This window comes from Yoonia maritima (assembly GCF_002933395.1).
Lineage (GTDB): Bacteria > Pseudomonadota > Alphaproteobacteria > Rhodobacterales > Rhodobacteraceae > Yoonia > Yoonia maritima_A.
Genome location: NZ_PKFN01000007.1, coordinates 470,363 through 490,321, shown reverse-complemented (window position 1 = coordinate 490,321; position 19,959 = coordinate 470,363). Strand labels below are relative to the sequence as shown.

General features: G+C 54.3%; 20 protein-coding genes. 12 read left to right on the top strand and 8 right to left on the bottom strand.

The window, feature by feature from the left end; translation table 11 throughout:
- Positions 1–34: 34 nt before the first annotated feature.
- The 6 genes from CYQ09_RS03870 (at position 35) to CYQ09_RS03850 (ending at position 4,838) form a co-directional block, all read left to right on the top strand.
- The gene (locus CYQ09_RS03870; protein WP_106744571.1) at positions 35–874 is read left to right on the top strand and encodes an AAA family ATPase; all 840 of its coding nucleotides are present in this window, start codon (positions 35–37) and stop codon (positions 872–874) included.
- A gap of 73 nt (positions 875–947) precedes the next feature.
- On the top strand, positions 948–1,397 hold the full coding sequence (locus tag CYQ09_RS03865; protein WP_106744105.1) for a GNAT family N-acetyltransferase: 450 nt from the start codon (positions 948–950) through the stop codon (positions 1,395–1,397).
- A complete protein-coding gene (locus tag CYQ09_RS03860) occupies positions 1,394–2,740 on the top strand; it encodes a DUF2927 domain-containing protein (protein WP_106744104.1) in 1,347 nt (448 codons plus the stop codon). Before CYQ09_RS03865 ends, CYQ09_RS03860 begins: the two co-directional genes overlap by 4 nt.
- 14 nt (positions 2,741–2,754) lie before the next feature.
- The gene (locus CYQ09_RS18395) at positions 2,755–2,925 is read left to right on the top strand and encodes a hypothetical protein (RefSeq protein ID WP_204353896.1); all 171 of its coding nucleotides are present in this window, start codon (positions 2,755–2,757) and stop codon (positions 2,923–2,925) included.
- A gap of 3 nt (positions 2,926–2,928) precedes the next feature.
- Positions 2,929–4,116 carry a vWA domain-containing protein gene (locus CYQ09_RS03855; RefSeq protein ID WP_106744103.1) on the top strand — a complete coding sequence of 396 codons (1,188 nt, stop codon included), beginning with the start codon at positions 2,929–2,931 and terminating at the stop codon, positions 4,114–4,116.
- Between the two features lie 41 nt (positions 4,117–4,157).
- The gene (locus CYQ09_RS03850; RefSeq protein WP_106744102.1) at positions 4,158–4,838 is read left to right on the top strand and encodes a M48 family metallopeptidase; all 681 of its coding nucleotides are present in this window, start codon (positions 4,158–4,160) and stop codon (positions 4,836–4,838) included.
- On the opposite strand, the gene CYQ09_RS03845 is transcribed toward CYQ09_RS03850, so the two are convergent.
- From CYQ09_RS03845 to CYQ09_RS03835, 3 genes are read right to left on the bottom strand one after another with little or no spacing between them, the layout of a single operon-like run.
- The gene (locus tag CYQ09_RS03845; RefSeq protein WP_106744101.1) at positions 4,835–5,377 is read right to left on the bottom strand and encodes an RSP_2648 family PIN domain-containing protein; all 543 of its coding nucleotides are present in this window, start codon (positions 5,375–5,377) and stop codon (positions 4,835–4,837) included. The genes CYQ09_RS03850 and CYQ09_RS03845 overlap by 4 nt on opposite strands.
- Entirely contained in the window at positions 5,374–6,582 is a 1,209-nt protein-coding gene (locus CYQ09_RS03840; protein WP_106744100.1) for an RSP_2647 family RNA methyltransferase, read from the bottom strand. Before CYQ09_RS03840 ends, CYQ09_RS03845 begins: the two co-directional genes overlap by 4 nt.
- A gap of 43 nt (positions 6,583–6,625) precedes the next feature.
- A complete protein-coding gene (locus CYQ09_RS03835) occupies positions 6,626–7,177 on the bottom strand; it encodes a DUF6778 family protein (RefSeq protein ID WP_106744570.1) in 552 nt (183 codons plus the stop codon).
- A 179-nt stretch (positions 7,178–7,356) separates the two neighbouring features.
- On the opposite strand from CYQ09_RS03835, the gene edd reads away from it, so the two are divergent.
- Together edd and eda are read left to right on the top strand one after the other, a co-directional pair.
- The gene (gene edd / locus CYQ09_RS03830) at positions 7,357–9,162 is read left to right on the top strand and encodes a phosphogluconate dehydratase (RefSeq protein WP_106744099.1); all 1,806 of its coding nucleotides are present in this window, start codon (positions 7,357–7,359) and stop codon (positions 9,160–9,162) included.
- 80 nt (positions 9,163–9,242) lie between these two features.
- A complete protein-coding gene (eda, locus tag CYQ09_RS03825) occupies positions 9,243–9,887 on the top strand; it encodes a bifunctional 4-hydroxy-2-oxoglutarate aldolase/2-dehydro-3-deoxy-phosphogluconate aldolase (protein WP_106744569.1) in 645 nt (214 codons plus the stop codon).
- Here eda and CYQ09_RS03820 read toward each other — a convergent pair whose 3' ends face one another.
- Together CYQ09_RS03820 and CYQ09_RS03815 are read right to left on the bottom strand one after the other, a co-directional pair.
- The gene (locus tag CYQ09_RS03820; RefSeq protein WP_106744098.1) at positions 9,888–10,157 is read right to left on the bottom strand and encodes a hypothetical protein; all 270 of its coding nucleotides are present in this window, start codon (positions 10,155–10,157) and stop codon (positions 9,888–9,890) included.
- The gene (locus CYQ09_RS03815) at positions 10,147–12,915 is read right to left on the bottom strand and encodes a glutamine-synthetase adenylyltransferase (RefSeq protein ID WP_106744097.1); all 2,769 of its coding nucleotides are present in this window, start codon (positions 12,913–12,915) and stop codon (positions 10,147–10,149) included. Before CYQ09_RS03815 ends, CYQ09_RS03820 begins: the two co-directional genes overlap by 11 nt.
- 78 nt (positions 12,916–12,993) lie before the next feature.
- On the opposite strand from CYQ09_RS03815, the gene CYQ09_RS03810 reads away from it, so the two are divergent.
- From CYQ09_RS03810 to CYQ09_RS03795, 4 genes are all read left to right on the top strand, one after another.
- Positions 12,994–13,197, top strand: coding sequence for a hypothetical protein (locus CYQ09_RS03810; RefSeq protein ID WP_239495841.1), 204 nt, complete (start codon positions 12,994–12,996; stop codon positions 13,195–13,197).
- Between the two features lie 219 nt (positions 13,198–13,416).
- The gene (locus tag CYQ09_RS03805; RefSeq protein ID WP_106744096.1) at positions 13,417–13,836 is read left to right on the top strand and encodes a DUF2852 domain-containing protein; all 420 of its coding nucleotides are present in this window, start codon (positions 13,417–13,419) and stop codon (positions 13,834–13,836) included.
- Between the two features lie 66 nt (positions 13,837–13,902).
- Positions 13,903–14,331 carry an RDD family protein gene (locus CYQ09_RS03800; RefSeq protein WP_106744095.1) on the top strand — a complete coding sequence of 143 codons (429 nt, stop codon included), beginning with the start codon at positions 13,903–13,905 and terminating at the stop codon, positions 14,329–14,331.
- A gap of 119 nt (positions 14,332–14,450) precedes the next feature.
- A complete protein-coding gene (locus tag CYQ09_RS03795; RefSeq protein ID WP_106744094.1) occupies positions 14,451–15,257 on the top strand; it encodes an arginyltransferase in 807 nt (268 codons plus the stop codon).
- A gap of 68 nt (positions 15,258–15,325) precedes the next feature.
- On the opposite strand, the gene CYQ09_RS03790 is transcribed toward CYQ09_RS03795, so the two are convergent.
- The 3 genes from CYQ09_RS03790 to CYQ09_RS03780 form a co-directional block, all read right to left on the bottom strand.
- A complete protein-coding gene (locus tag CYQ09_RS03790) occupies positions 15,326–17,680 on the bottom strand; it encodes a TRAP transporter large permease (RefSeq protein ID WP_106744093.1) in 2,355 nt (784 codons plus the stop codon).
- A gap of 15 nt (positions 17,681–17,695) precedes the next feature.
- Complete coding sequence (locus CYQ09_RS03785; RefSeq protein ID WP_106744092.1) at positions 17,696–18,643, bottom strand: TRAP transporter small permease subunit; 948 nt, start codon at positions 18,641–18,643, stop codon at positions 17,696–17,698.
- Positions 18,644–18,766: 123 nt separating this feature from the next.
- Positions 18,767–19,849 carry a TRAP transporter substrate-binding protein gene (locus CYQ09_RS03780; RefSeq protein WP_106744091.1) on the bottom strand — a complete coding sequence of 361 codons (1,083 nt, stop codon included), beginning with the start codon at positions 19,847–19,849 and terminating at the stop codon, positions 18,767–18,769.
- Positions 19,850–19,959 lie beyond the last annotated feature (110 nt).

The window sequence follows — 19,959 nt, the reverse complement described above, 5'->3', positions numbered from 1 at the left end:
TAGGTTGACCACACAAATCAAAGGGTTCGCGAAGATGCAGTTTACCGGTACCGACAGTTACGTTGCCACAGATGACCTAAATATGGCGGTAAATGCTGCTATGACATTGCAAAGACCCCTTTTAGTTAAGGGCGAACCCGGCACAGGCAAAACAGAACTGGCCCGGCAAGTCAGCGCGGCGCTGAATATGCCTATGATTGAGTGGAGTATTAAGTCCACAACCAAGGCGCAACAAGGCTTGTACGAATATGACGCAGTCAGCCGTTTGCGTGACAGCCAATTGGGCGACGAGCGTGTGAATGATGTCGCAAATTACATCAAAAAAGGAAAACTTTGGCAGGCCTTTGCGGCCCCCGAACGGACCGTTCTGCTGATTGACGAGATCGACAAAGCCGATATCGAGTTCCCGAACGACCTTTTGCAAGAACTCGATCGAATGGAATTCCACGTCTATGAGACAGGCGAAACCATTCGCGCCCAGCATCGCCCGCTTATCATCATCACATCCAATAACGAAAAAGAACTGCCTGACGCGTTTCTGCGCCGCTGCTTTTTCCACTATATCCGCTTCCCGGACGCGGAAACGCTGCGCCAAATCGTCGAGGTCCACCACCCCGGCATCAAAGAGGCACTTCTTACAACTGCACTGACTCAGTTTTACGAAATCCGCGAGACAACTGGCCTCAAGAAAAAGCCGTCGACGTCAGAAGTGCTGGATTGGCTCAAGTTGTTATTGGCCGAAGATTTAACATCGGATGACCTAAAGCGTGATGGTGCCAATGCGCTTCCCAAGTTGCACGGTGCCCTTTTGAAGAATGAACAAGACGTGCATTTGTTTGAACGACTCGCATTCATGGCCCGCTCTGGACGTTAGTCGCGCACGGCTATTTTACTGGTACCGCCCATAAAGACAGATATGGTCGCATTTAGGTTATAAGCAGGTAAAGATGACAGAAACGGTAATCAGACCGCTCCGCGCTACGGATCGACCCGCTTGGGACAATCTATGGGAACGCTACCTAGCTTTCTACAAAACTTCTTTACCAACGGATGTTTATGACGCGACATTCGCGCGACTGTTGACCGACGACAGCCATGACTTCAACTGCCTGATCGCTGAGCAAAACGGTGAACCCGTCGGATTGGTGCATTACTTGTTTCACCGCCACTGCTGGCGCGTCGAAAACGTATGCTATTTGCAGGATCTGTTCGCGGCGCCATCTGTGCGCGGCACTGGCGTGGGCCGCAAACTGATCGAGGCTGTCTATTCAGCCGCTGATGATGCTGGTGCTCCGAATGTCTATTGGCTGACCCAAGACGACAATCAGACAGGTCGCCAGCTTTATGACCGGGTTGGAACGCTCACCAATTTCATCAAATACCAAAGGCCTGCATGAAACCTTTTGCCGCTTTTGCACTGGCCTTGGTGTCAGCTTGTACTCAAGTCCCCGAGGGACCGCCGCCGACCCTGCTTGAGTTCCCGGCGATGCGCAGCTTTGCCACGGCCACATCCACCCCACCACAACGTCCAAATTCAGAAATCGCGCAAGATTTTCTTGATCTGGTGTTTCGGATGGAGAGCGGTCAGCCCCTTGCTGCGCTCACCCGCTTTGAAGAGCCGATCACAGTAAGCACTGTTGGACAGGTCCCCACGCAGATGTCACGCGATTTGGATCTATTGCTCGCGCGGCTACGGTCAGAGGCGCGGATCGACATTCGTCGCACCGAAAATCCGAACGCAAGCATCGTCATCGAAACGGTATCACAGCGTCAAATGCAGCGCGCAGCACCGAACGCGGCATGTTTTGTCGTTCCGCGCGTACAAAGCTGGTCAGAACTTCAACGCTCTGGTCGCAATGGCGCGCTAAATTGGGGAACGCTGACCAAACGCGAACATGCGGCGATTTTCATCCCGACAGGCATCCCTCCGCAAGAAGCGCGCGATTGCCTGCACGAAGAATTAGCCCAAGGGCTCGGGCCGCTTAACGATCTTTATCGCCTGCCTGATTCTGTTTACAACGATGACAATATTCACGCTGTGCTTACCGGCTTTGACACATTGATTTTACGTGTCTTTTACGACCCTGAACTGCGCAACGGCATGTCACGTTCTGACGTCGCAGCCCGCCTACCCAGCATTCTGGCACGGCTAAACCCGCGCGGCCAGCACGGTGGCGGTCAGACAGTACGGTTAACACCACGGACGTGGATTAACGCGATGGAAACCGCCCTAAGCGGCCGCGGCAGCGAAGCATCTCGGCGAACGGCGGCAGCGCGCGCCATCGATATTGGGAACCAACTTGGGTGGCGCGGCGCACGCGAAGGTTTTGCGTATTACGCCTATGGCCGTCTTCAAATCAGCAATGATGCGTCGCAAGCACTGAATGCATTCAATGCAGCAAACATTGCCTTCGCCCAAAGCCCAACAACCGACATTCACGCCGCCCATGTCGCCGTGCAGATGGCGGCATTCACATTGATATCAGGCGATGCGCAAACAACGATACGTATCGCGGATCAGGCGATCCCCGTCGCGCGCCGCCACGAAAATGCGGCCCTTATGGCGTTGTTGATGATGTTCAAAGCCGAAGCGCTGGACATGCAAGGTAACACTGACGCAGGCATGGCACTGCGACTGGACAGTCTCGCATGGGGGCGTTACGGGTTCGGAAGTCGTGACGAAGTGATTGAACGGCTCAATGAAATCGCGTCATTGCGACCACAAGAACCACCTAGCTAACAAAGGGCTGACCCATGATTTACCCGCTGATCGGAATTTTATTCGGGGCTGTTTTGGGGGCCTTGCGCGCCAAGATACGCGGTGGCGCTGGCAAGGACATCGTACAATGGGCGTTTGTTTTTGCAATCATATTTGGACTGGTCGGACTGTTCACCCTAATTTTCATCGAACGCAGCTACGTGTAAAAGATGTTTTTGCCCTTCTTCGACAATTTGCGTAATCAAGGGGTCCCAGTATCCTTACGCGAATTCCTGTCGTTTCTTGAGGGCATGAAAGCAGGTCTTGCGACCTATGATATCGAAGCGTTTTATTTCCTCGCGCGGACCATCATGGTCAAAGACGAACGCAACCTTGATAAATTCGACCGCGCCTTTGCTGCGACCTTTCAAGGCTTGGACGCGATCCCACCAGAGGCCGTGATGAACGCCGTAGATATTCCCGCCGATTGGTTGGAAAAGCTGGCTGAAAAACACCTGACCGAGGCTGAAAAGGCTGAAATCGACGCGATGGGTGGCTTTGACAAGCTGATGGAGACGCTCAAAAAACGGCTTGAGGAACAAAAGGAACGTCATCAGGGCGGCAACAAATGGGTTGGCACAGCCGGCACTTCACCGTTTGGCGCATATGGCTACAATCCCGAAGGCGTACGCATCGGCCAAAAAGAAAGCCGCCATCAACGTGCCGTTAAAGTCTGGGATAAACGTGAATTTCGTAATTTGGACGACACTGTTGAACTGGGCACCCGCAATATCAAGGTCGCGCTGAAACGGCTACGCCGCTGGGCACGTGATGGCGCACATGATGAGCTAGACCTTAACGGGACGATCCGCGCCACTGCTGAACACGGTTATCTGGATGTGCAAACGCAACCGGAACGCCGGAATGCCGTAAAGGTACTGCTTTTCCTTGATATAGGCGGCTCCATGGATCCACATATCAAGCTGGTCGAAGAACTGTTCAGCGCGGCCAAATCTGAATTCAAACATTTCGAGCATTTCTACTTTCACAACTGCCTGTACGAAGGTGTGTGGCGCGACAATGCGCGCCGGTGGGATGACCAGACGCCAACTTGGGACGTGTTGCGCACCTATGGTCCTGACTACAAATGCATCTTTGTCGGCGACGCGAGCATGTCTCCCTATGAGATCGCGTTCAAAGGTGGCGCAAATGAACATTGGAACGCCGAAACCGGCGAAACATGGCTGACCCGCGCACGCGACCAATGGCCAAGCCATCTTTGGATCAACCCGCTAGATGAACGCTATTGGGGTTACACCCAATCCGTTCAAATGATCCAAGATATCTTTGGCGCAGACCGTATGGTGCCGATGACATTGTCAGGTATCGAAGCTGGCATGAAGTCATTGGGGCGCTGATCCCCATTGCTATTCTGCAACTCGCCCCCAATATCTAAGACATGATCAGATTTACCCCTATTCTTCTGGCGGTCCTCTACGGGCTTGCGATGTATCGGTTCTCCGTCTGGCGCACCGCGCGTGAACTGGACGCAAAGTCGGTCGAAATGGACGATCCGGTACTAAACCAGTTAACAGCACGTATGGCCAAAGCCCTAGAGATCGATCGCATCCGCGTGCATATTTACGAGATCGAACCTGTTAATGGGCTCGCCGTCGCAGATGGCCGGATTTTCATCACGCGTGGATTTTTCAACAAATACCGCGAAGGCAAAGTGAGCGCCGAAGAAATGGCATCCGTCATTGCGCATGAATTGGGGCATGTCGCCTTGGGGCATGCTAAGCGCCGAATGATCGACTTTTCTGGGCAAAACGCGATGCGTACCGCGCTTGCGATGGTGCTTGGGCGGTTTATTCCGGTTATCGGCCCGTGGCTGGCGACGATGGCGATGCGACTGGTCGCTGCGGGCATGTCACGTTCAGATGAGTTCGAGGCGGACGCCTATGCATCGGCGCTACTGACAAAATCCGGCATCGGCACCGCACCGCAAAAATCTCTCTTTGCGAAGCTTGAAGGGCTGACTGGCGCACGTGGTGCCAGCGCGCCTGCATGGTTGATGAGCCACCCTAAAACGCCGCTACGCATCGCAGCTATCGAAGCAAACGAGGCAAAGTGGCGCTAGGCCACTAATGCCTTACCAAAGCGTGGAAGCCGCGCTTTTTTCATCAGGGTGCGCATCTCCCATGGTCGATCTGACAGCCGGTTTGCTTCGGCTAAAACGCCATCGGCAACGTTACGCACCTTATCCGGTGCATCCTCGAACATCTGGCGAATGAACCCATCTGGGTCGCGGCGCATCAGGTCTTCCTCTGCTAGAATATTCCCGGGGAAGTCCTTGGCATTCATCGTTAAAATCGCATCACATGATCCAACAACTGCCGCTGTAAGCACGTGAATGTCGGCGGGGTCTGGTAGCCAAAACCGCGCCTCAATTGCGGTGTCGTAGCTAACGCTTGCCTTTGGGAATTTTGCATTGAGCATCGCGATTTCACCCCGCGCCCAGACTTCTTGCTCCGGTCCCAGCTTGATCGTCGCCCGCGCCCATTCTTCTAAAATGCGCGGGCTCCAACGCGGTTCGAAAAGGCCGTGGCCCGCACAGCCAAGCACGACTTCGCGCATGACTGTTGGATAAAGAACGCAGGCGTCGATCATGACCCTCATAGGCGGTAGACAACTACCTTTAGGTATCCGCTTTCGGCCAAATGCGGCATCTGCGGGTGATCGGGGCCAGCAAAGCCCGTGTAGATAATCTGCCCACGCCGTCCGGCCCGACCAATCCCACGCGAACATGAATTGCGGAATTTGGTGATGTCAGCCGCGTGTGAACACGAACACAGCACTAGGTAACCACCTTCGGCAACCAGTGGCGTCGCCAAACGCGCAACGCGCTCATAGGCCCGCAGCCCGGCCTCGGCGGTGTTGCGTGTCGGCGCAAACGCTGGCGGGTCACAAACGACGACATCGAACTCTGCGTTTTCTTCGGCTAACGCGGCCAAGACATCAAACGCATCGCCTTTGCGCGTTTCAAAGCGATCAGCGGCATCCATCGCTGCTGCGCCCTTCTCTGCCAGTTCAAGCGCTGGTGCTGAACCGTCGACAGCCAATGCTGATTTCGCACCGCCAGCCAAAGCAGCCAAACCAAAACCACCAACATGCGAGAAGACATCAAGCACACGGGCGTCCTTGGCCAGACTTGCCGCAAAGGCATGGTTCGGACGCTGATCAAAGAACAGACCCGTTTTCTGACCGCCCATAACGTCGGCCATATAGGTTGCACCGTTCATCGGCACAGGGATCGGTCCTGCTGGCGCATCGCCAACAAGAACGACGGTCTTTTCTTCGAGACCTTCCAACGTGCGAGCCCGACCTGTGCCGTTCATAATCACGGTGGTTACACCGGTGACATCCTGCAACGCCGCAACAAGCGGTGTGATCAGAACATCAGCCCATGCCGCATTTGGCTGAACAACGGCGACGTCGCCAAAGCGGTCGATGATAACACCGGGCAACCCATCAGATTCTGCATGAACAAGTCGATAAAAAGGCGCGTCACATAGACGTTCACGATGCGCAAGAGCGCGTGTCAGGCGGGTCGCGAACCAAGCCTGATCGATCACTGCATCTGGATCTTGGTCCAACATGCGGCAAATGATTTTTGACGCAGGCGTCACCGCGACAATACCCATGGGCGTGCGGTTGGCATCTTCGAGCCGCGCAATCGTGCCGGGCGTTAGGTTACGGGTGCGTCGGTCTGTTACCAATTCATTGGCATAGACCCAAGGGAAGCCGTGACGGATGGCACGGGCTTCGGCCTTGGGGATCAAGCGGACGACGGGCAATTCGGGGGAGGTGTCAGTTGTATTCATAACTGCTCTCCTACCCCTATTTACCCCCGCTTGGGAAGACGTCTTAGATAAGCTGATTACGCAAGGTCGCAGTAAGAAAATTGGTCACTTCGACTTTTTCGGTGCGGCCTTGGTGCTCTAACGCCATCGCTTCACTACCGCCTGGAGCAGGAAGATCGGCAACAACCCGGCGCGCCGGCTCAATCACTTCGCCGGTGCGCGCATCACGAACCGTCAGCATGAAGATAATGTTGTAGACACCGCCAATCGACGCGCGCGTGCGTTCGGTAACGCCGTGAAACCGCAAAAGCTGCACATCGATCACAATCGGAACATCGCCACGAATGACCGATTTATTCCGCTCAGCAGCCGTTTTAAACATTGCGCCGATTTGATCGCCGCGCGGACCCGGGGCATCGCCACGCCAAACAATGTCGGATGTCGGATAGTACCGATTTTCTTCAGAAACGGTTAACCCTTCGGCAACTGCAAAATTCAGACCAGTTAATGTGTACGACCGATCCATCACAGGGCGCACATCAGACTGTGACGTCGGCAACGAACATGCTGCCATCCCAATGAGCAGCACCATTAGGCTTAGTAAGCTTTTGAACATAAACAACTCCTGGTCTTTTCTTTGAAGTTCAACGCGCAACCCGCTAGCACGCTTAATCATAATTTGTAACCGTTTAGGTAGTGCTAGCTAACTTTTAGTCATTTTCCTTCCCGCATGATACTTGTTAGCGCTAACAGACTGTGATAAGATTGCATCAAAGAAATGCCATGAGGAAGCCAATGCCACTTCATCCCAAAATCGCCGCGGTCACCGACCGCATTCGCGCCCGTTCGGAAGATACGCGCCAAGCCTACCTCGAAAATATGGCCCGTGCCGCATCCGAAGGGCCACGCCGCGCCCATATGGCCTGCGGTAACCTTGCCCACGCTTATGCTGCGATGGGCGAAGACAAAGCCACATTGGCCGAGGGGCGCGCACCGAACATCGGAATTATCACTGCCTACAATGACATGTTGTCGGCGCACCAACCCTTTGAACTATATCCGAATCTGATCCGTGCAGCTGCGCGTGCGGCCGGTGGCACGGCGCAGGTTGCAGGCGGCGTTCCCGCTATGTGTGACGGCGTGACGCAGGGCCAGACCGGAATGGAGCTATCCCTATTTTCGCGTGACGTGATTGCGCTGGCTGCGGGTGTTGGCCTTTCGCATAACGTCTTTGACGCTGCGATCTATCTTGGCGTCTGTGACAAAATCGTTCCCGGCCTTGTCATGGCCGCTGCAACATTTGGCTATATTCCAAGTGTGTTCCTGCCCGCAGGTCCGATGACATCCGGTTTGCCGAACGACGAAAAAGCCAAAGTCCGCCAGAAATTCGCTGTCGGCGAAATTGGGCGCGACGAATTGATGGCCTCTGAAATGGCATCCTATCACGGGCCGGGTACTTGTACCTTCTATGGCACAGCCAACACCAACCAGATGTTGATGGAGTTCATGGGCCTGCACCTACCCGGCGCATCGTTTGTGAACCCGAACACGCCAATGCGGGATGCGCTGACAACGGCGGGCACCGAACGTGCGTTGGAAATTACGGCATTGGGCAACCAATACACCCCTGTTTGCGATGTGTTGGATGAAAAGGCATTTGTGAACGGCCTTGTCGGCCTGATGGCCACCGGTGGATCAACGAACCTTGTGCTGCACCTGCCCGCAATGGCGCGTGCGGCTGGTATCATCCTTGATCTGCAAGATTTCAGCGACCTATCAGATGTAACCCCGCTCATGGCGAAGGTTTATCCAAACGGGCTGGCAGATGTGAACCACTTCCATGCTGCTGGCGGTCTTGGGTTTATGATTGGTGAATTGCTGAACGCTGGCCTGCTACACGATGACGTAAAAACGGTCGCGGGTGACGGGCTGCATTTGTATATGCAGGAACCCAAACTGACAGATGGTCGGATTACCTATTCCGCTGGTGCTGGCAAATCCTTGAACGAAAAGATCCTGCGCCCTGCAAGCGACCCATTCCAGCCCGAAGGTGGGTTGAAGCAACTTGTCGGCAACCTAGGCCGCGGCGTAATCAAAGCCTCTGCCGTCGCAAAAGAGCGCCACATCGTCGAAGCCCCTGCCCGTGTGTTCCACACCCAAGAGGCCGTCAAAGACGCGTTCAAAGCTGGTGAGTTTACCGAAGACACAATCATCGTGGTTCGGTTCCAAGGGCCGAAATCAAACGGCATGCCCGAATTGCATGGGCTGACACCAACGCTTGCCGTTCTGCAAGATCGTGGGTTGAAAGTAGCACTGGTCACTGACGGTCGTATGTCTGGCGCTTCCGGCAAGGTGCCGTCAGCAATTCACCTATCGCCCGAGGCCGCTGATAACGGCCCAATCAGCCTGATCCAAGACGGCGACATGGTGCGTCTGGACGCCACAAAGGGAACTATTGATGTCTTGGGTGTGGACCTGACCACGCGCAGCCCTGCAATCGCTGACCTGACTGGCAACGGCAACGGTGTTGGACGTGAATTGTTCGAAGTCTTCCGCCGCAACGTGGGTCTTTCATCTGAAGGCGCCGCAGTGGTTGTCTAGCTGACACATATTTCCCATAAGCATACCAACGCGGCGTCAACGACGCCGCGCTGCACCAATAACCGATGAAAGCCTGGAACATGACCCCACAAGAAGCCTCTGCCGCCGCTGCCAAAGTCTGCCTGCTTGCCCCTGTTGTCCCTGTCTTGGTAATTGATGACGCCAGCACAGCAGCCGATTTGGCGCGTGCGCTTGTCGCTGGCGGCCTCCCCGCACTTGAAGTCACATTGCGTACACCTGCCGCTCTGGACGCGATCCGCGAGATGGCGTCAGTGCCCGGCGGTGTTGTTGGCGCTGGCACATTGCTGACACCAAAAGACGTCGAAGCTGCAAAAGAAGCAGGTGCAACATTCGGCGTATCACCCGGCGCGACCGACCGACTTCTAGACGCGTGCGAAGCAAATGACCTGCCGTTGTTACCTGGTATTGCGACTGCGTCCGAGGCTATGCGCCTACTGGAACGCGGCTATAGCGTGCAAAAATTCTTCCCTGCGGAAGCCAACGGCGGCGCACCTGCGCTTAAGGCGATCGGCGCACCGATCCCACAAGTTAAGTTCTGCCCGACTGGCGGCGTAAGCCTTAAAAATGCGAATGATTACCTAAGCCTAAGCAACACTCTTTGTGTTGGCGGATCTTGGGTTGCACCCAAGGGTAAGGTACTAGCGGGCGATTGGGCTGGCATTACAGCGCTTGCCCACGAGGCGTCACAGCTGCAAGCTAGCTGATTAATCACGAACGCGCGCTCGCCTGCCGCCCCTGCGTTTGGGCGGGCGCACATCATCCAATGCTGCTGTTAGCGTAACGATCATCGGATGATCCTGCGGCATGTCGCTGTAATTCACGAGATGCGTTTTGATCGCGGCCTTGGTGTCGACATCACCATCGGTCCCCATCGCCCATTCCAAAAATATTGTCCGGCATTCTGCTGTGGTAATGCCCTCGATCCGGAACGATTCACGGATCAGGCCAGTCGGATCGATGGGATCACGCGTCATCTGCTGCACCCAACATCCGGCTAATCACCGCATCAGCAGCTGCGGCCTGCGCGTGCAACTGGTCAGACAGGTCTGCCAGATCGTGGCAATTTGTTTCACGCAAGATCAAACGCTTGGCCCCTTCACCAACTTCATCAGGGCGCAGCGGCCCACCGGTTAACAAACGAGCAACCGCTTGCAAGCGCCACATAAGCCGCGCCGCGTCGTTCACCGCCTGCGCGTCAGCGGCACTCACCCAGCCGTCTGCGACACCGGCCTTTAATTGTGCGTCCAATTCACGTGCCGACGACCCAGCACGCAAACATGCCGTCTGTGCGAACAGTTCGATATCCTGCAAGCGACCGGGGCCAATCTTGGCATCCCAATCACCTTGAGAAGGTTTTGCAGCCGCAATCCGGCGACGCATATCTGCGACATCGGCAAGAACGGTTTCGCCTTTACCCTTTTCGGCCAAGACGGCACCGCGGACGTTTTCAATCTCTTCCGCTAGCTCTGGATTACCTGCCATCACACGCGCGCGTGTCAGCGCCAGATGCTCCCACGTCCAGGCTTGGTTGCGCTGATAATCTGTAAACGCCTCAAACGAGGTTGCGACCGGCCCCTGCCTGCCAGACGGGCGCAACCGCATATCCACCTCGTACAAACGCCCCTCTGACATGGGCGCAGAAAGCGCGGTTACCAATGCTTGGGTCAATCGCGCGTAATATGGACGGGTCGCAAGCGCACGACGCCCGTCTGATGCCTCAATCCCCTGGGCATCATACACCATAATCAGGTCGAGATCTGATTCCGCGTTCAACCGCCCGGCTCCAAGCGACCCCATGCCCAGAACCACGCCACCGCGCCCCGGCATCGAACCATGTTTCTTGGTGAATTCTTCAACGATGATCGGCCATAGCCCCGCGACAACAGCCCCTGCCAGATCAGCATATTGGCTACCCGCCACCTCTGCGCTGATCAAACCGCGCAGCAAATGTACACCAACGCGGAAATGCCATTCCTTTGCCCATCGGCGCGCAGCGATAAGTTGGGTTTCGTAATCGTCGAGAGAACCCAAAGTGGCGGTCAGGTCAGCCTGCAAACCATCCTTGCCCGGCCAAGGGTCAAAGAACGCGCCGCCGATCACGGCGTCAAATACGCCAGAGTTACGCGATAGATATTGCGACAGTTCTGGCGCAGTCGCAGCGATATCCACGATCAATTGGGTCAGCTGCGGGTTGGCCTCGAACAAGGAAAACAATTGCACGCCAGCAGGAAGGCCGGACAGGAAACCATCAAACTGGATCAAAGCCTCGTCCGGCTTTGCGGCCTCTTGCAGTCGAGCCAAAATTTCAGGCTTAAGCCGTTCAAATATCTCGATTGCGCGAGATGACCGGAAGGCTGGATAATTGGCCCACCGCGCAACAATTTCCGCGCCCCAATCGCTGGTTTCGCTTGGCGCGGCATCGGGCGCAAAGAAGCCTTCGGTTAACGCGTGCACCTCTTCGATACGATCCGAAATTTCCGACCTTAGTGCATCCACTTCCGTTCCCATGAATGCAGCAAGGCGTTCGAAACCGTCCGCGTCATTTGGCAAGTGATGGGTCTGCGCGTCATTGATCATCTGCAATCGATGCTCGACTTCGCGATGAAATTTATAATGATCGTATAGCGTTACAGCATCATCTTCAGGCAACCAATTAGCGGCCGACAGCCTATTCAGCCCGTCGCGTGTTCCGCGCACGCGCAGTGACGGGTCACGCCCACCTGCAATCAATTGCCGCGTTTGTGTAAAGAACTCGATCTCGCGGATACCGCCGCGCCCTAACTTCATATTGTGCCCTTCAAGCACAAGTTTTCCGTGCAGTCCTTTGTGGTCACGGATCTTCAGACGCATGTCATGGGCGTCTTGGATCGCGGCGAAATCCAAATGCTTGCGCCATACAAACGGGCGCAGTGTATCTAGGAATCCACCACCGGCGTCGACATCGCCCGCGCAAGCGCGCGCCTTGATATAGGCGGCACGCTCCCATGTCCGGCCCACACTTTCATAATACCGTTCGGCGGCTTCCATCGACAAACAAACCGGGGTCGCTGACGCATCAGGCCGCAAGCGCAGATCGGTCCGAAACACATACCCGCCCCCACGAACATCCGACAGCATCGCAGCCATTCGTCGTGTCACGCGGATAAAGCTGGCGCGGATTTCGTGATAGTCGTCGGGATCAAATCGGGTTTCATCGAATAGGCAAATCAGATCGATATCGGACGAATAGTTCAATTCGCCCGCGCCCATCTTTCCCATCGCTAACGCGACCAGACCGCCGGCTTGCGACGGATCATTGCCACTGGGCAGCTTGCCTCGCGTTACTTCTGCCTCGACTAGTCGCACCAAAGCAGCCTGAACAGCGCTATCCGCAAAGTCGGTTAAAACTTGTGTAACGGTCTCTAATGGCCATACGCCACCTAAATCGGCCAACGCGGTAATCAGCGCGATCCGCCGTTTGCACTGGCGTAAATGTGCAGTCAGTGCGTCGAGCGAGATTTCGGGCAATCCGCGCATGATTTCGTCAACAGCCTGCTCTGGGGCTTCCATTGCCGAAACAATCCATGCCGCTTCGACTTGTAACAAAGTCGCGAGATAGGGGCTGCACCCGGCTGTGCCTTCGATCAGCGGAACCAACGCCGCTGGCAAATCAGGAAGATGCGATAGCGCATCTTGTCCCCTGTCTAAGTCATAGGGGCGCGGGTAACGGGTAAGGCGATCAGTAAAAGACATGCGCCACAGTTACCTTGCACAGCGATCCGGTCAATCAGAACCCGCCCGATAAAGTAGATCAAAAAGGACATGAAGATCATGAGCAAAAACCTAAAATGGGTCATTCGCGTCCTAAATGATGCGGGATTGGATATTTCACCGCGCGAAATTGGCATGGCGCAGCAAGCAGCAGACGCTGGGATGATCCGTGCGCAAACGGGCTTGGCAATCGGCAGCTGTCTCAGCCTCTATGGTGTCACCATCCGATCAGGACCTTTGTGGATCCTCGTTTGTCTAAATTGAGTGAAATTTGGGGGTCTGCAGGGACACTTCGGCATCTTTTCCCAATTATCCCGGATCGTTTATACTAGTTTTTTATCACATAAACCACTGATCCTAAAGTATAATTTAGGTTAATGTAAGAAACATTCACATAGACCCTTGAAGGTCATGGCCCCAGTTCCGATATCTACTCATGTGAAAGGCATTCACATAGTAACAAACCACATAAAGGAGCCCACCATGAACACCGCCACCCAATCCCAGATGGCCCCGCCCCATCCTCTTGGGTTTTTCGCCCGAGCCGAATCTTGGCTAGACGAGCGCGGAAAAGGGGCTTGGATCGCCGCAATGGTTCTGGGCTTTATCTTTGTCTGGCCAATCGGCCTTGCCCTTCTTGCCTATATGATCTGGAGCAAACGTATGTTTAACAAATCTTGCAGTCACAAATCGCACCGTCGTCACATGCGCCAATCTAGCGGGAACAACGCCTTTGACGCGTACAAGCACGAAACCCTGCGCCGCCTTGAAGAAGAACAGGATAATTTCGAAGCTTTCTTAAAACGTCTGCGCGATGCAAAGGATAAGGCCGAGTTCGATCAGTTCATGAACGAACGTGCCAACGCTACAAGCGACGATGCGCTCCCTGAACCTGCCAACTAAACAAGTGAACAGGCGCCCCAACCACCTTGGGCCGCCTGCCCCTTTCATTTAAATCAGAGCATTCCAATGACTGACACACCGTATTACCCGACCGCCGACGCATTTTCTGGCGTCACATTAAAACGCGGCCTCGCGTGGATTTTTGACATCATCATTATCGGCGTCCTCTGCGCGCTCGCCTTGCCGTTTACAGCATTCACCGGGATATTCTTTTTCCCCGCGCTGATGCTGACTGTTGGATTTTTCTACCGCTGGTTCACCATCGCAAACGGGTCTGCGACATGGGGCATGCGCATGTTTGGTATCACACTCAGGGACCTATACGGTCGCCCGCTGTCTTCAGGAACTGCGCTTGCGCACACGCTGGGATACACAATAAGCGTCTGTATTGCACCTTTGCAGCTTATCTCTGTGATATTGATGCTAGTGTCGCGCGAATCCAAGGGTCTGACTGATTACCTTCTTGGGACCTATGCGATGAACCGCTATGCGTGAGAAACCTCAACCATCGGATGTAACACATATACGAAAGCGTTGTTGCCAGATCGGAAACAGGGCTTGGCCTGATGAAAATGGATTGTTAAGGTTTTGAGACACATTACTCGGATGACCTCATGCGCCACACGCTTCCTATTGCACCGCAGTTCTATGTGACTGCACCGCAACCCTGCCCTTACCTTGAGGGCAGGATGGAACGGAAGCTGTTTACTGCACTGCAAGGCGACGCGGCCACGAAACTAAACGATTCCCTTTCAAAACAAGGGTTTCGTCGATCCCAAAATGTGCTTTACCGTCCATCTTGCGCAGAATGCTCCGCCTGTATGTCTGCACGTATTGATGTTTCAAAATTTACGCCAACACGCAGTCAACGCCGCGTTAGTAAGCGTGGCGCGTATTTGGATCGGCGTGCCACATCCCCATGGGCAACGGAAGAACAATACGACCTGTTTCGCGAATACTTAGATGGTCGCCACGCGACTGGCGGCATGGCAGACATGGATATGTTTGAATTTGCTGCGATGGTCGAAGAAACACCTATCAGGTCACGTCTGATCGAATACACACACAACAGAAAACTGCATGCGGTTTGTCTGACTGATATTCTCGATGATGGGCTTTCGATGGTCTATTCGTTTTTCGACCCGGCGTTAGAAAAACTGTCTCTTGGGACATATATCATTCTTGATCATATCAATATCGCGCGCGAGCTTGGCCTGCCCTATATCTATCTTGGCTATTGGGTACCCGGCAGCCGTAAGATGGATTACAAAGCCAAGTTCGAAGGCTTAGAAATTTACAAAGGTGGCCAATGGACACCCTTGGGCGATCCATCCCAGTACAGTTCTGATGTACATCCGCTATCGAACGATCCGATTGCGGAACAGGTAGCGCAGATTAAGCTACCTGACGGACGCATCTAAAATCCAGCCAGACAACGAAAAAGGCGCGCGCAGTTTCCTGCACGCGCCCTTCTTTTGTGTTTTCTCGTTTACTTGAGCAGGTTTGGCACGATTGTCACAACGCTTGGCACCAATGCTAGCAACATCAACGCGCCGACCTGAATAGCGATGAAAGGCATCACACCACGATAGATTTGGCCCGTTGTAATCGACTTGGGTGCAACCCCGCGCAGATAGAACAGTGCAAACCCGAATGGCGGCGTCAGGAACGATGTCTGCAGGTTCACCGCAATCATGATCGTGACCCATTTGGGATCAAATGTACCGCCATAGATGACTGGCCCAACGATCGGGATTACGATGTAGATGATCTCAAGGAAGTCCAAGACGAACCCTAGGATGAACAGAACGAACATGACCAGCAAGAACACCTGCCATTCGTTGTCAAACGACCGCAGGAACTGCTGGATATAGTGTTCACCACCGAACGAGATCAGTACGAGGTTCAATAGTTGCGACCCGATCAGGATCGTAAACACCATCGATGTCACCTTGGCTGTTTCGCGGACAACGGGCGAAAGTACACCGCCCGAAAGCAGAACCCAACATGACCACCCAAGACCAAACATCGCATAAAGGAACGAAACGAACGCAACGAGATAGGCGATGCGGTTTTCGAACAGCACGACCTCTTGGCCCATACGCATGTCAAAGTTCACACCAACCAGCAACATCAGCGCAATAGCACCTGTGGTTTGCAGAACGATCCGGCCAGACAGCCCTTGGTCTTGACGCTTGCGGTACGCAGCAAGCAATAGCGCACCACCTGCCCCCAAGGCCGCAGCCGGGGTTGGGTTTGTGATCCCGCCAAGGATCGAACCAAGCACTGCAATGATCAGAACCAGCGGTGGAAAGACCACACGCAGGATTTCATTCGCAGCAAGGTACTTGATCGCGACACGCATCCCGAAGAAGGCAACCAAAAGCGGCAGCGCGATAATCACGGTCGTAACACCCGGAGATGTCAGCGGCGAAATGAACGCAAGATCAGCGAGCAACAGCAGTACAACCCCGGCCACACCAATCAGCAATGGACGTGCGTCCTTGCTTGGTGCAACACCACGCGCAATAGCGAGCGTCAGCGCAAGGAACATCGCGGTGATGCCGATGCCTTTGCCAATCGGGGCAGCAGCCGCGACACGTTCAGCAGTCAGCGTTGCGCGTTCTTCGTCGCTAAGCGCGCGCGCCTCGGCGACGCCGCCTGCTTCGTTGATGGCGGCTTGTTCTGACAACGCAGTATTCCATGCCTCTTCACCATGAAGATCAAGCATTGCGGCGGCACAGTCGTCACCAACGTTTGTGCGTAGTGACGCGGTTTGTCCGGCATCGGTAAAGCTATCAACGATGATCGTCTGATTGCCTAACAAACCAGTTTGGCCAAGCCCGATGGTCAAACCAATGATCCCTACCGGTACAGCAAGGAACCAGGTAAAGGCCTCGTTCCGGGTGACTGTTTCACCTGTGCCGCTAGTTTCGAATTGAACAGCAGGCGCTTTGGACGGGTTAAACAGAGCAAAGACAAACGCATAACCCGCATAAAGCACCGCGAGCATAATCCCCGGCAGCATCGCTGCTTGGAACAACGTGCCGACGGACACAACAGCAGGTTCACCCAGATATGTCAGCGCATCAGAACAACCCGCAAGCTGCGCGCGTTCTTCTTGGGCGGCTGAATAAAGGTCACCAGCAAGCGTACCCAATAGAACGATAACAATGGACGGCGGAATGATCTGGCCAAGTGTACCAGAGGCCGCGATCACACCTGTCGATAGTTCAGGCGAGTATCCGTTCTTAAGCATGGTAGGCAGCGCCAGCAGGCCCATAGTCACAACCGTGGCACCTACGATACCTGTAGACGCAGCCAGAAACGCCCCCACGATCACGATGGATACAGCCAAACCGCCGGGCAATGGACCGAATACTTTGGCCATTGTTGTCAGCAATTCATCCGCGATCCGCGACCGCTCTAGCACGATGCCCATCATGACGAACATCACAACGGCAAGCAGTGTTTCGATAGACTGACCAGCAAGAACACGTTCGTTCATGCGGTTCACAAGGAAACCAACGTTACGATCAAGAGCTTGTTCCCAACCGTTGGGGAACAGCACATGTTCATAACGCGGCAATTCGGGGTATCGGAACACAGATATCGCGTCCGGGCGCACACCTTCGGCAATCAGCCCTGCATAGTCCGCAGAGTTTGTATCAATCGCGGCATGAATCAACAGACCAGAGCTGTCGAGAGCGGCGATAATTCCGAATGAAATAACGGCAGAACCACTAATCGCAAAAGCGACAGGAAAGCCCGACAAAATCCCAGCAAACAACGTCAAAAAGACGATGATGATGCCGATTTCTACGCCATCTAAACCTAAAAGCATATCTCGCGCCCTACCTTAGTGAATTTCTGCGACAAGTTCAGCGGTCGCATCGCCGATGACATCACGGTCAAGGTTCTTGCCGTCACTGTCCGGGCCTTCTTTTAGCTCAAGGTACGAGCGATAGAAGAACGCGACAGCCTGCACCATCACCATGATGGTGAAGGTCACCAGTAGGATTTTGAACAGGAAGTAGGCGTTAAACCCATTTGGCGAAAAGCCGATTGTTTCAACGTTCCAACGCAATGCGCGTGCCTTGTTCACCAAACGGTCAAGGCTATCGGACGCCGATGGGTTCGGCACCACAAGGTTGCGCCACAAGAAGAACCAGCCGTAAAGCCATGTTAGAATAGCGGCAGGCACCATCAACAACAGTGAACCAACCATATCGATGATCCGCTTGGTACGGTGGCTTACTGCGGAATAGACCAGATCAACGCGGACGTGGCCGCCTTGGACGAATGTATAGCTCGCGCACATGCAGACGATCATCGCGTTATAAAGCTTGAGCTCTTCTGACCACCAGCTGACGTCCTTGGCAAAGTTGACGCCAAAGCCGACACCGATTTCAGACACCGCAAAGATGCGCTGCATAAAGATGATCACGATCTGCTGCAGGACCATCAGCAGCCCTGCCCAAGCGAAAAAGCGACCGACCTTGTTTGCGATGCCTTCTAGCACGCGCACGCAGCCCCACATGAACTGGTTGTTCACAAAGCCAACGATGCTGACGATCATGAAAATGACAAATACGACAAAGAACAATTCGACCGAGGCGCCGTAGTAGATAAAGCGCATGAGCGCCTGTTTGACCTCAAGGTCGTCCATTGCTGAATTGGTAAAGGGAATCCACGACAACCATTGGCCGGGATGTGTCACTGCGTAGCCAAAATTGTAAAATGCTTCGATTAGGTTGGCAAAGAACCAACCAATGGGGTTACCCCCCCATGCTTCGACCAGGCCCATGTCCCAATCCCCCTGTCGCGATAATTTTTTGATAGGTGCTTCCCTTGCACCCCTATGCATGAGGGCCCCTATGCAAAACGCATCGGGCCCTCACGTTAGATAGTCACGTTAAGTGAATGGGCCTTAGCCCATTACACGGTCACGCTGGGCGCGGTAAGCACCTTCAGATTTCTGGATCCAGCCAGAAGACGCAGCCATAGATGCGTTGTAGCTTGCACGCAGACGGTCATAGATGTCGTCGCCAGCATACTGGTCCAGAGTTTCTTTCGCAGCAGAACCCATTGCATCCCAAACTGTGTCAGGGAATTCCAGAACCTTAACACCGCCAGCTTGTAGACGCTGCAACGCTGCACCGTTGTTGTTCATGAACTGTGCAAGGTTCCACTGGTGCGCTTCGCCAGACGCGATTTCGATGATCTTCTGGTGCTCTGGGCTTAGGCTTTCGAACACGTCAAGGTTCGTCGCAAGTGACAGACCAGCGCCCGGCTCGTGCATACCAGCTGTGTAATAGAACTTAGTAATTTCTTGGAAACCAGCTTTTTCATCTGCCCATGGGCCGATCCACTCAGTTCCGTCGATCGCGCCGGAAGCCAGTGCTTGGTACACTTCGGCACCTGGCAGGTTTTGTACAGATGCACCCATTTTACCCAGTGCCTGACCACCCAGACCTGGCATGCGGAACTTCAGACCTTGGAAATCCTCTGGGCCAGTGATCTCTTTTGAGAACCAACCACCAGCCTGTGGACCAGTGTTACCAGCAAGGAAGGATTTCAGACCAAAGATCTGGCCGAGTTCGTCGTGGAAGCCCTGACCTTCGCCTTGGTAGTACCAGTTTGCAAGTTCTTGTGGCGTCATGCCGAAAGGTACGGATGTGAAGTATGCATAACCAGGGTGCTGGTTCACAAAGTAGTAGTCCGCACCATGGTACATGTCAGCCTGACCAGAAGTCACAGCATCAAATACTTCAAACGCACCAACAAGTTCGCCAGCGGCCTTAAGGTCGACTGTCAGCGAACCGCCAGACATCGCAGTGATTGTATCAGCAGCACGTTGTGCAGCATCGTGCACACCAGCCAGACCACGTCCCCACGTTGTCACAAGCGTAAGCGTACGGTTGCCCTGCGCGTATGCTGGTGCAGCAAGCGCTGTCGCAGCAGCGGCCGTACCGCCAAGTGCAGAATTCTTTAGAAATGAACGGCGATCCATGAAATTTCCTCCCAGATATTATTCTTCCACCCAAAACACGGGCAAAAGCAGATCATTCTCGTTCGGGCAGGTTATCGCGTGATTGACGAAGCGAAAATACGTAGTTTTAC

What these genes read in the sequence shown, in the direction of transcription:
- CYQ09_RS03870 (WP_106744571.1), top strand. Translation starts at nt 35, where the DNA reads ATGCAGTTTACCGGTACCGACAGTTACGTTGCCACAGATGACCTAAAT.
- CYQ09_RS03865 (WP_106744105.1), top strand. Translation starts at nt 948, where the DNA reads ATGACAGAAACGGTAATCAGACCGCTCCGCGCTACGGATCGACCCGCT.
- CYQ09_RS03860 (WP_106744104.1), top strand. Translation starts at nt 1,394, where the DNA reads ATGAAACCTTTTGCCGCTTTTGCACTGGCCTTGGTGTCAGCTTGTACT.
- CYQ09_RS18395 (WP_204353896.1), top strand. Translation starts at nt 2,755, where the DNA reads ATGATTTACCCGCTGATCGGAATTTTATTCGGGGCTGTTTTGGGGGCC.
- CYQ09_RS03855 (WP_106744103.1), top strand. Translation starts at nt 2,929, where the DNA reads ATGTTTTTGCCCTTCTTCGACAATTTGCGTAATCAAGGGGTCCCAGTA.
- CYQ09_RS03850 (WP_106744102.1), top strand. Translation starts at nt 4,158, where the DNA reads ATGATCAGATTTACCCCTATTCTTCTGGCGGTCCTCTACGGGCTTGCG.
- CYQ09_RS03845 (WP_106744101.1), bottom strand. Translation starts at nt 5,377, where the DNA reads ATGAGGGTCATGATCGACGCCTGCGTTCTTTATCCAACAGTCATGCGC.
- CYQ09_RS03840 (WP_106744100.1), bottom strand. Translation starts at nt 6,582, where the DNA reads ATGAATACAACTGACACCTCCCCCGAATTGCCCGTCGTCCGCTTGATC.
- CYQ09_RS03835 (WP_106744570.1), bottom strand. Translation starts at nt 7,177, where the DNA reads ATGTTCAAAAGCTTACTAAGCCTAATGGTGCTGCTCATTGGGATGGCA.
- edd (WP_106744099.1), top strand. Translation starts at nt 7,357, where the DNA reads ATGCCACTTCATCCCAAAATCGCCGCGGTCACCGACCGCATTCGCGCC.
- eda (WP_106744569.1), top strand. Translation starts at nt 9,243, where the DNA reads ATGACCCCACAAGAAGCCTCTGCCGCCGCTGCCAAAGTCTGCCTGCTT.
- CYQ09_RS03820 (WP_106744098.1), bottom strand. Translation starts at nt 10,157, where the DNA reads ATGACGCGTGATCCCATCGATCCGACTGGCCTGATCCGTGAATCGTTC.
- CYQ09_RS03815 (WP_106744097.1), bottom strand. Translation starts at nt 12,915, where the DNA reads ATGTCTTTTACTGATCGCCTTACCCGTTACCCGCGCCCCTATGACTTA.
- CYQ09_RS03810 (WP_239495841.1), top strand. Translation starts at nt 12,994, where the DNA reads ATGAGCAAAAACCTAAAATGGGTCATTCGCGTCCTAAATGATGCGGGA.
- CYQ09_RS03805 (WP_106744096.1), top strand. Translation starts at nt 13,417, where the DNA reads ATGAACACCGCCACCCAATCCCAGATGGCCCCGCCCCATCCTCTTGGG.
- CYQ09_RS03800 (WP_106744095.1), top strand. Translation starts at nt 13,903, where the DNA reads ATGACTGACACACCGTATTACCCGACCGCCGACGCATTTTCTGGCGTC.
- CYQ09_RS03795 (WP_106744094.1), top strand. Translation starts at nt 14,451, where the DNA reads ATGCGCCACACGCTTCCTATTGCACCGCAGTTCTATGTGACTGCACCG.
- CYQ09_RS03790 (WP_106744093.1), bottom strand. Translation starts at nt 17,680, where the DNA reads ATGCTTTTAGGTTTAGATGGCGTAGAAATCGGCATCATCATCGTCTTT.
- CYQ09_RS03785 (WP_106744092.1), bottom strand. Translation starts at nt 18,643, where the DNA reads ATGGGCCTGGTCGAAGCATGGGGGGGTAACCCCATTGGTTGGTTCTTT.
- CYQ09_RS03780 (WP_106744091.1), bottom strand. Translation starts at nt 19,849, where the DNA reads ATGGATCGCCGTTCATTTCTAAAGAATTCTGCACTTGGCGGTACGGCC.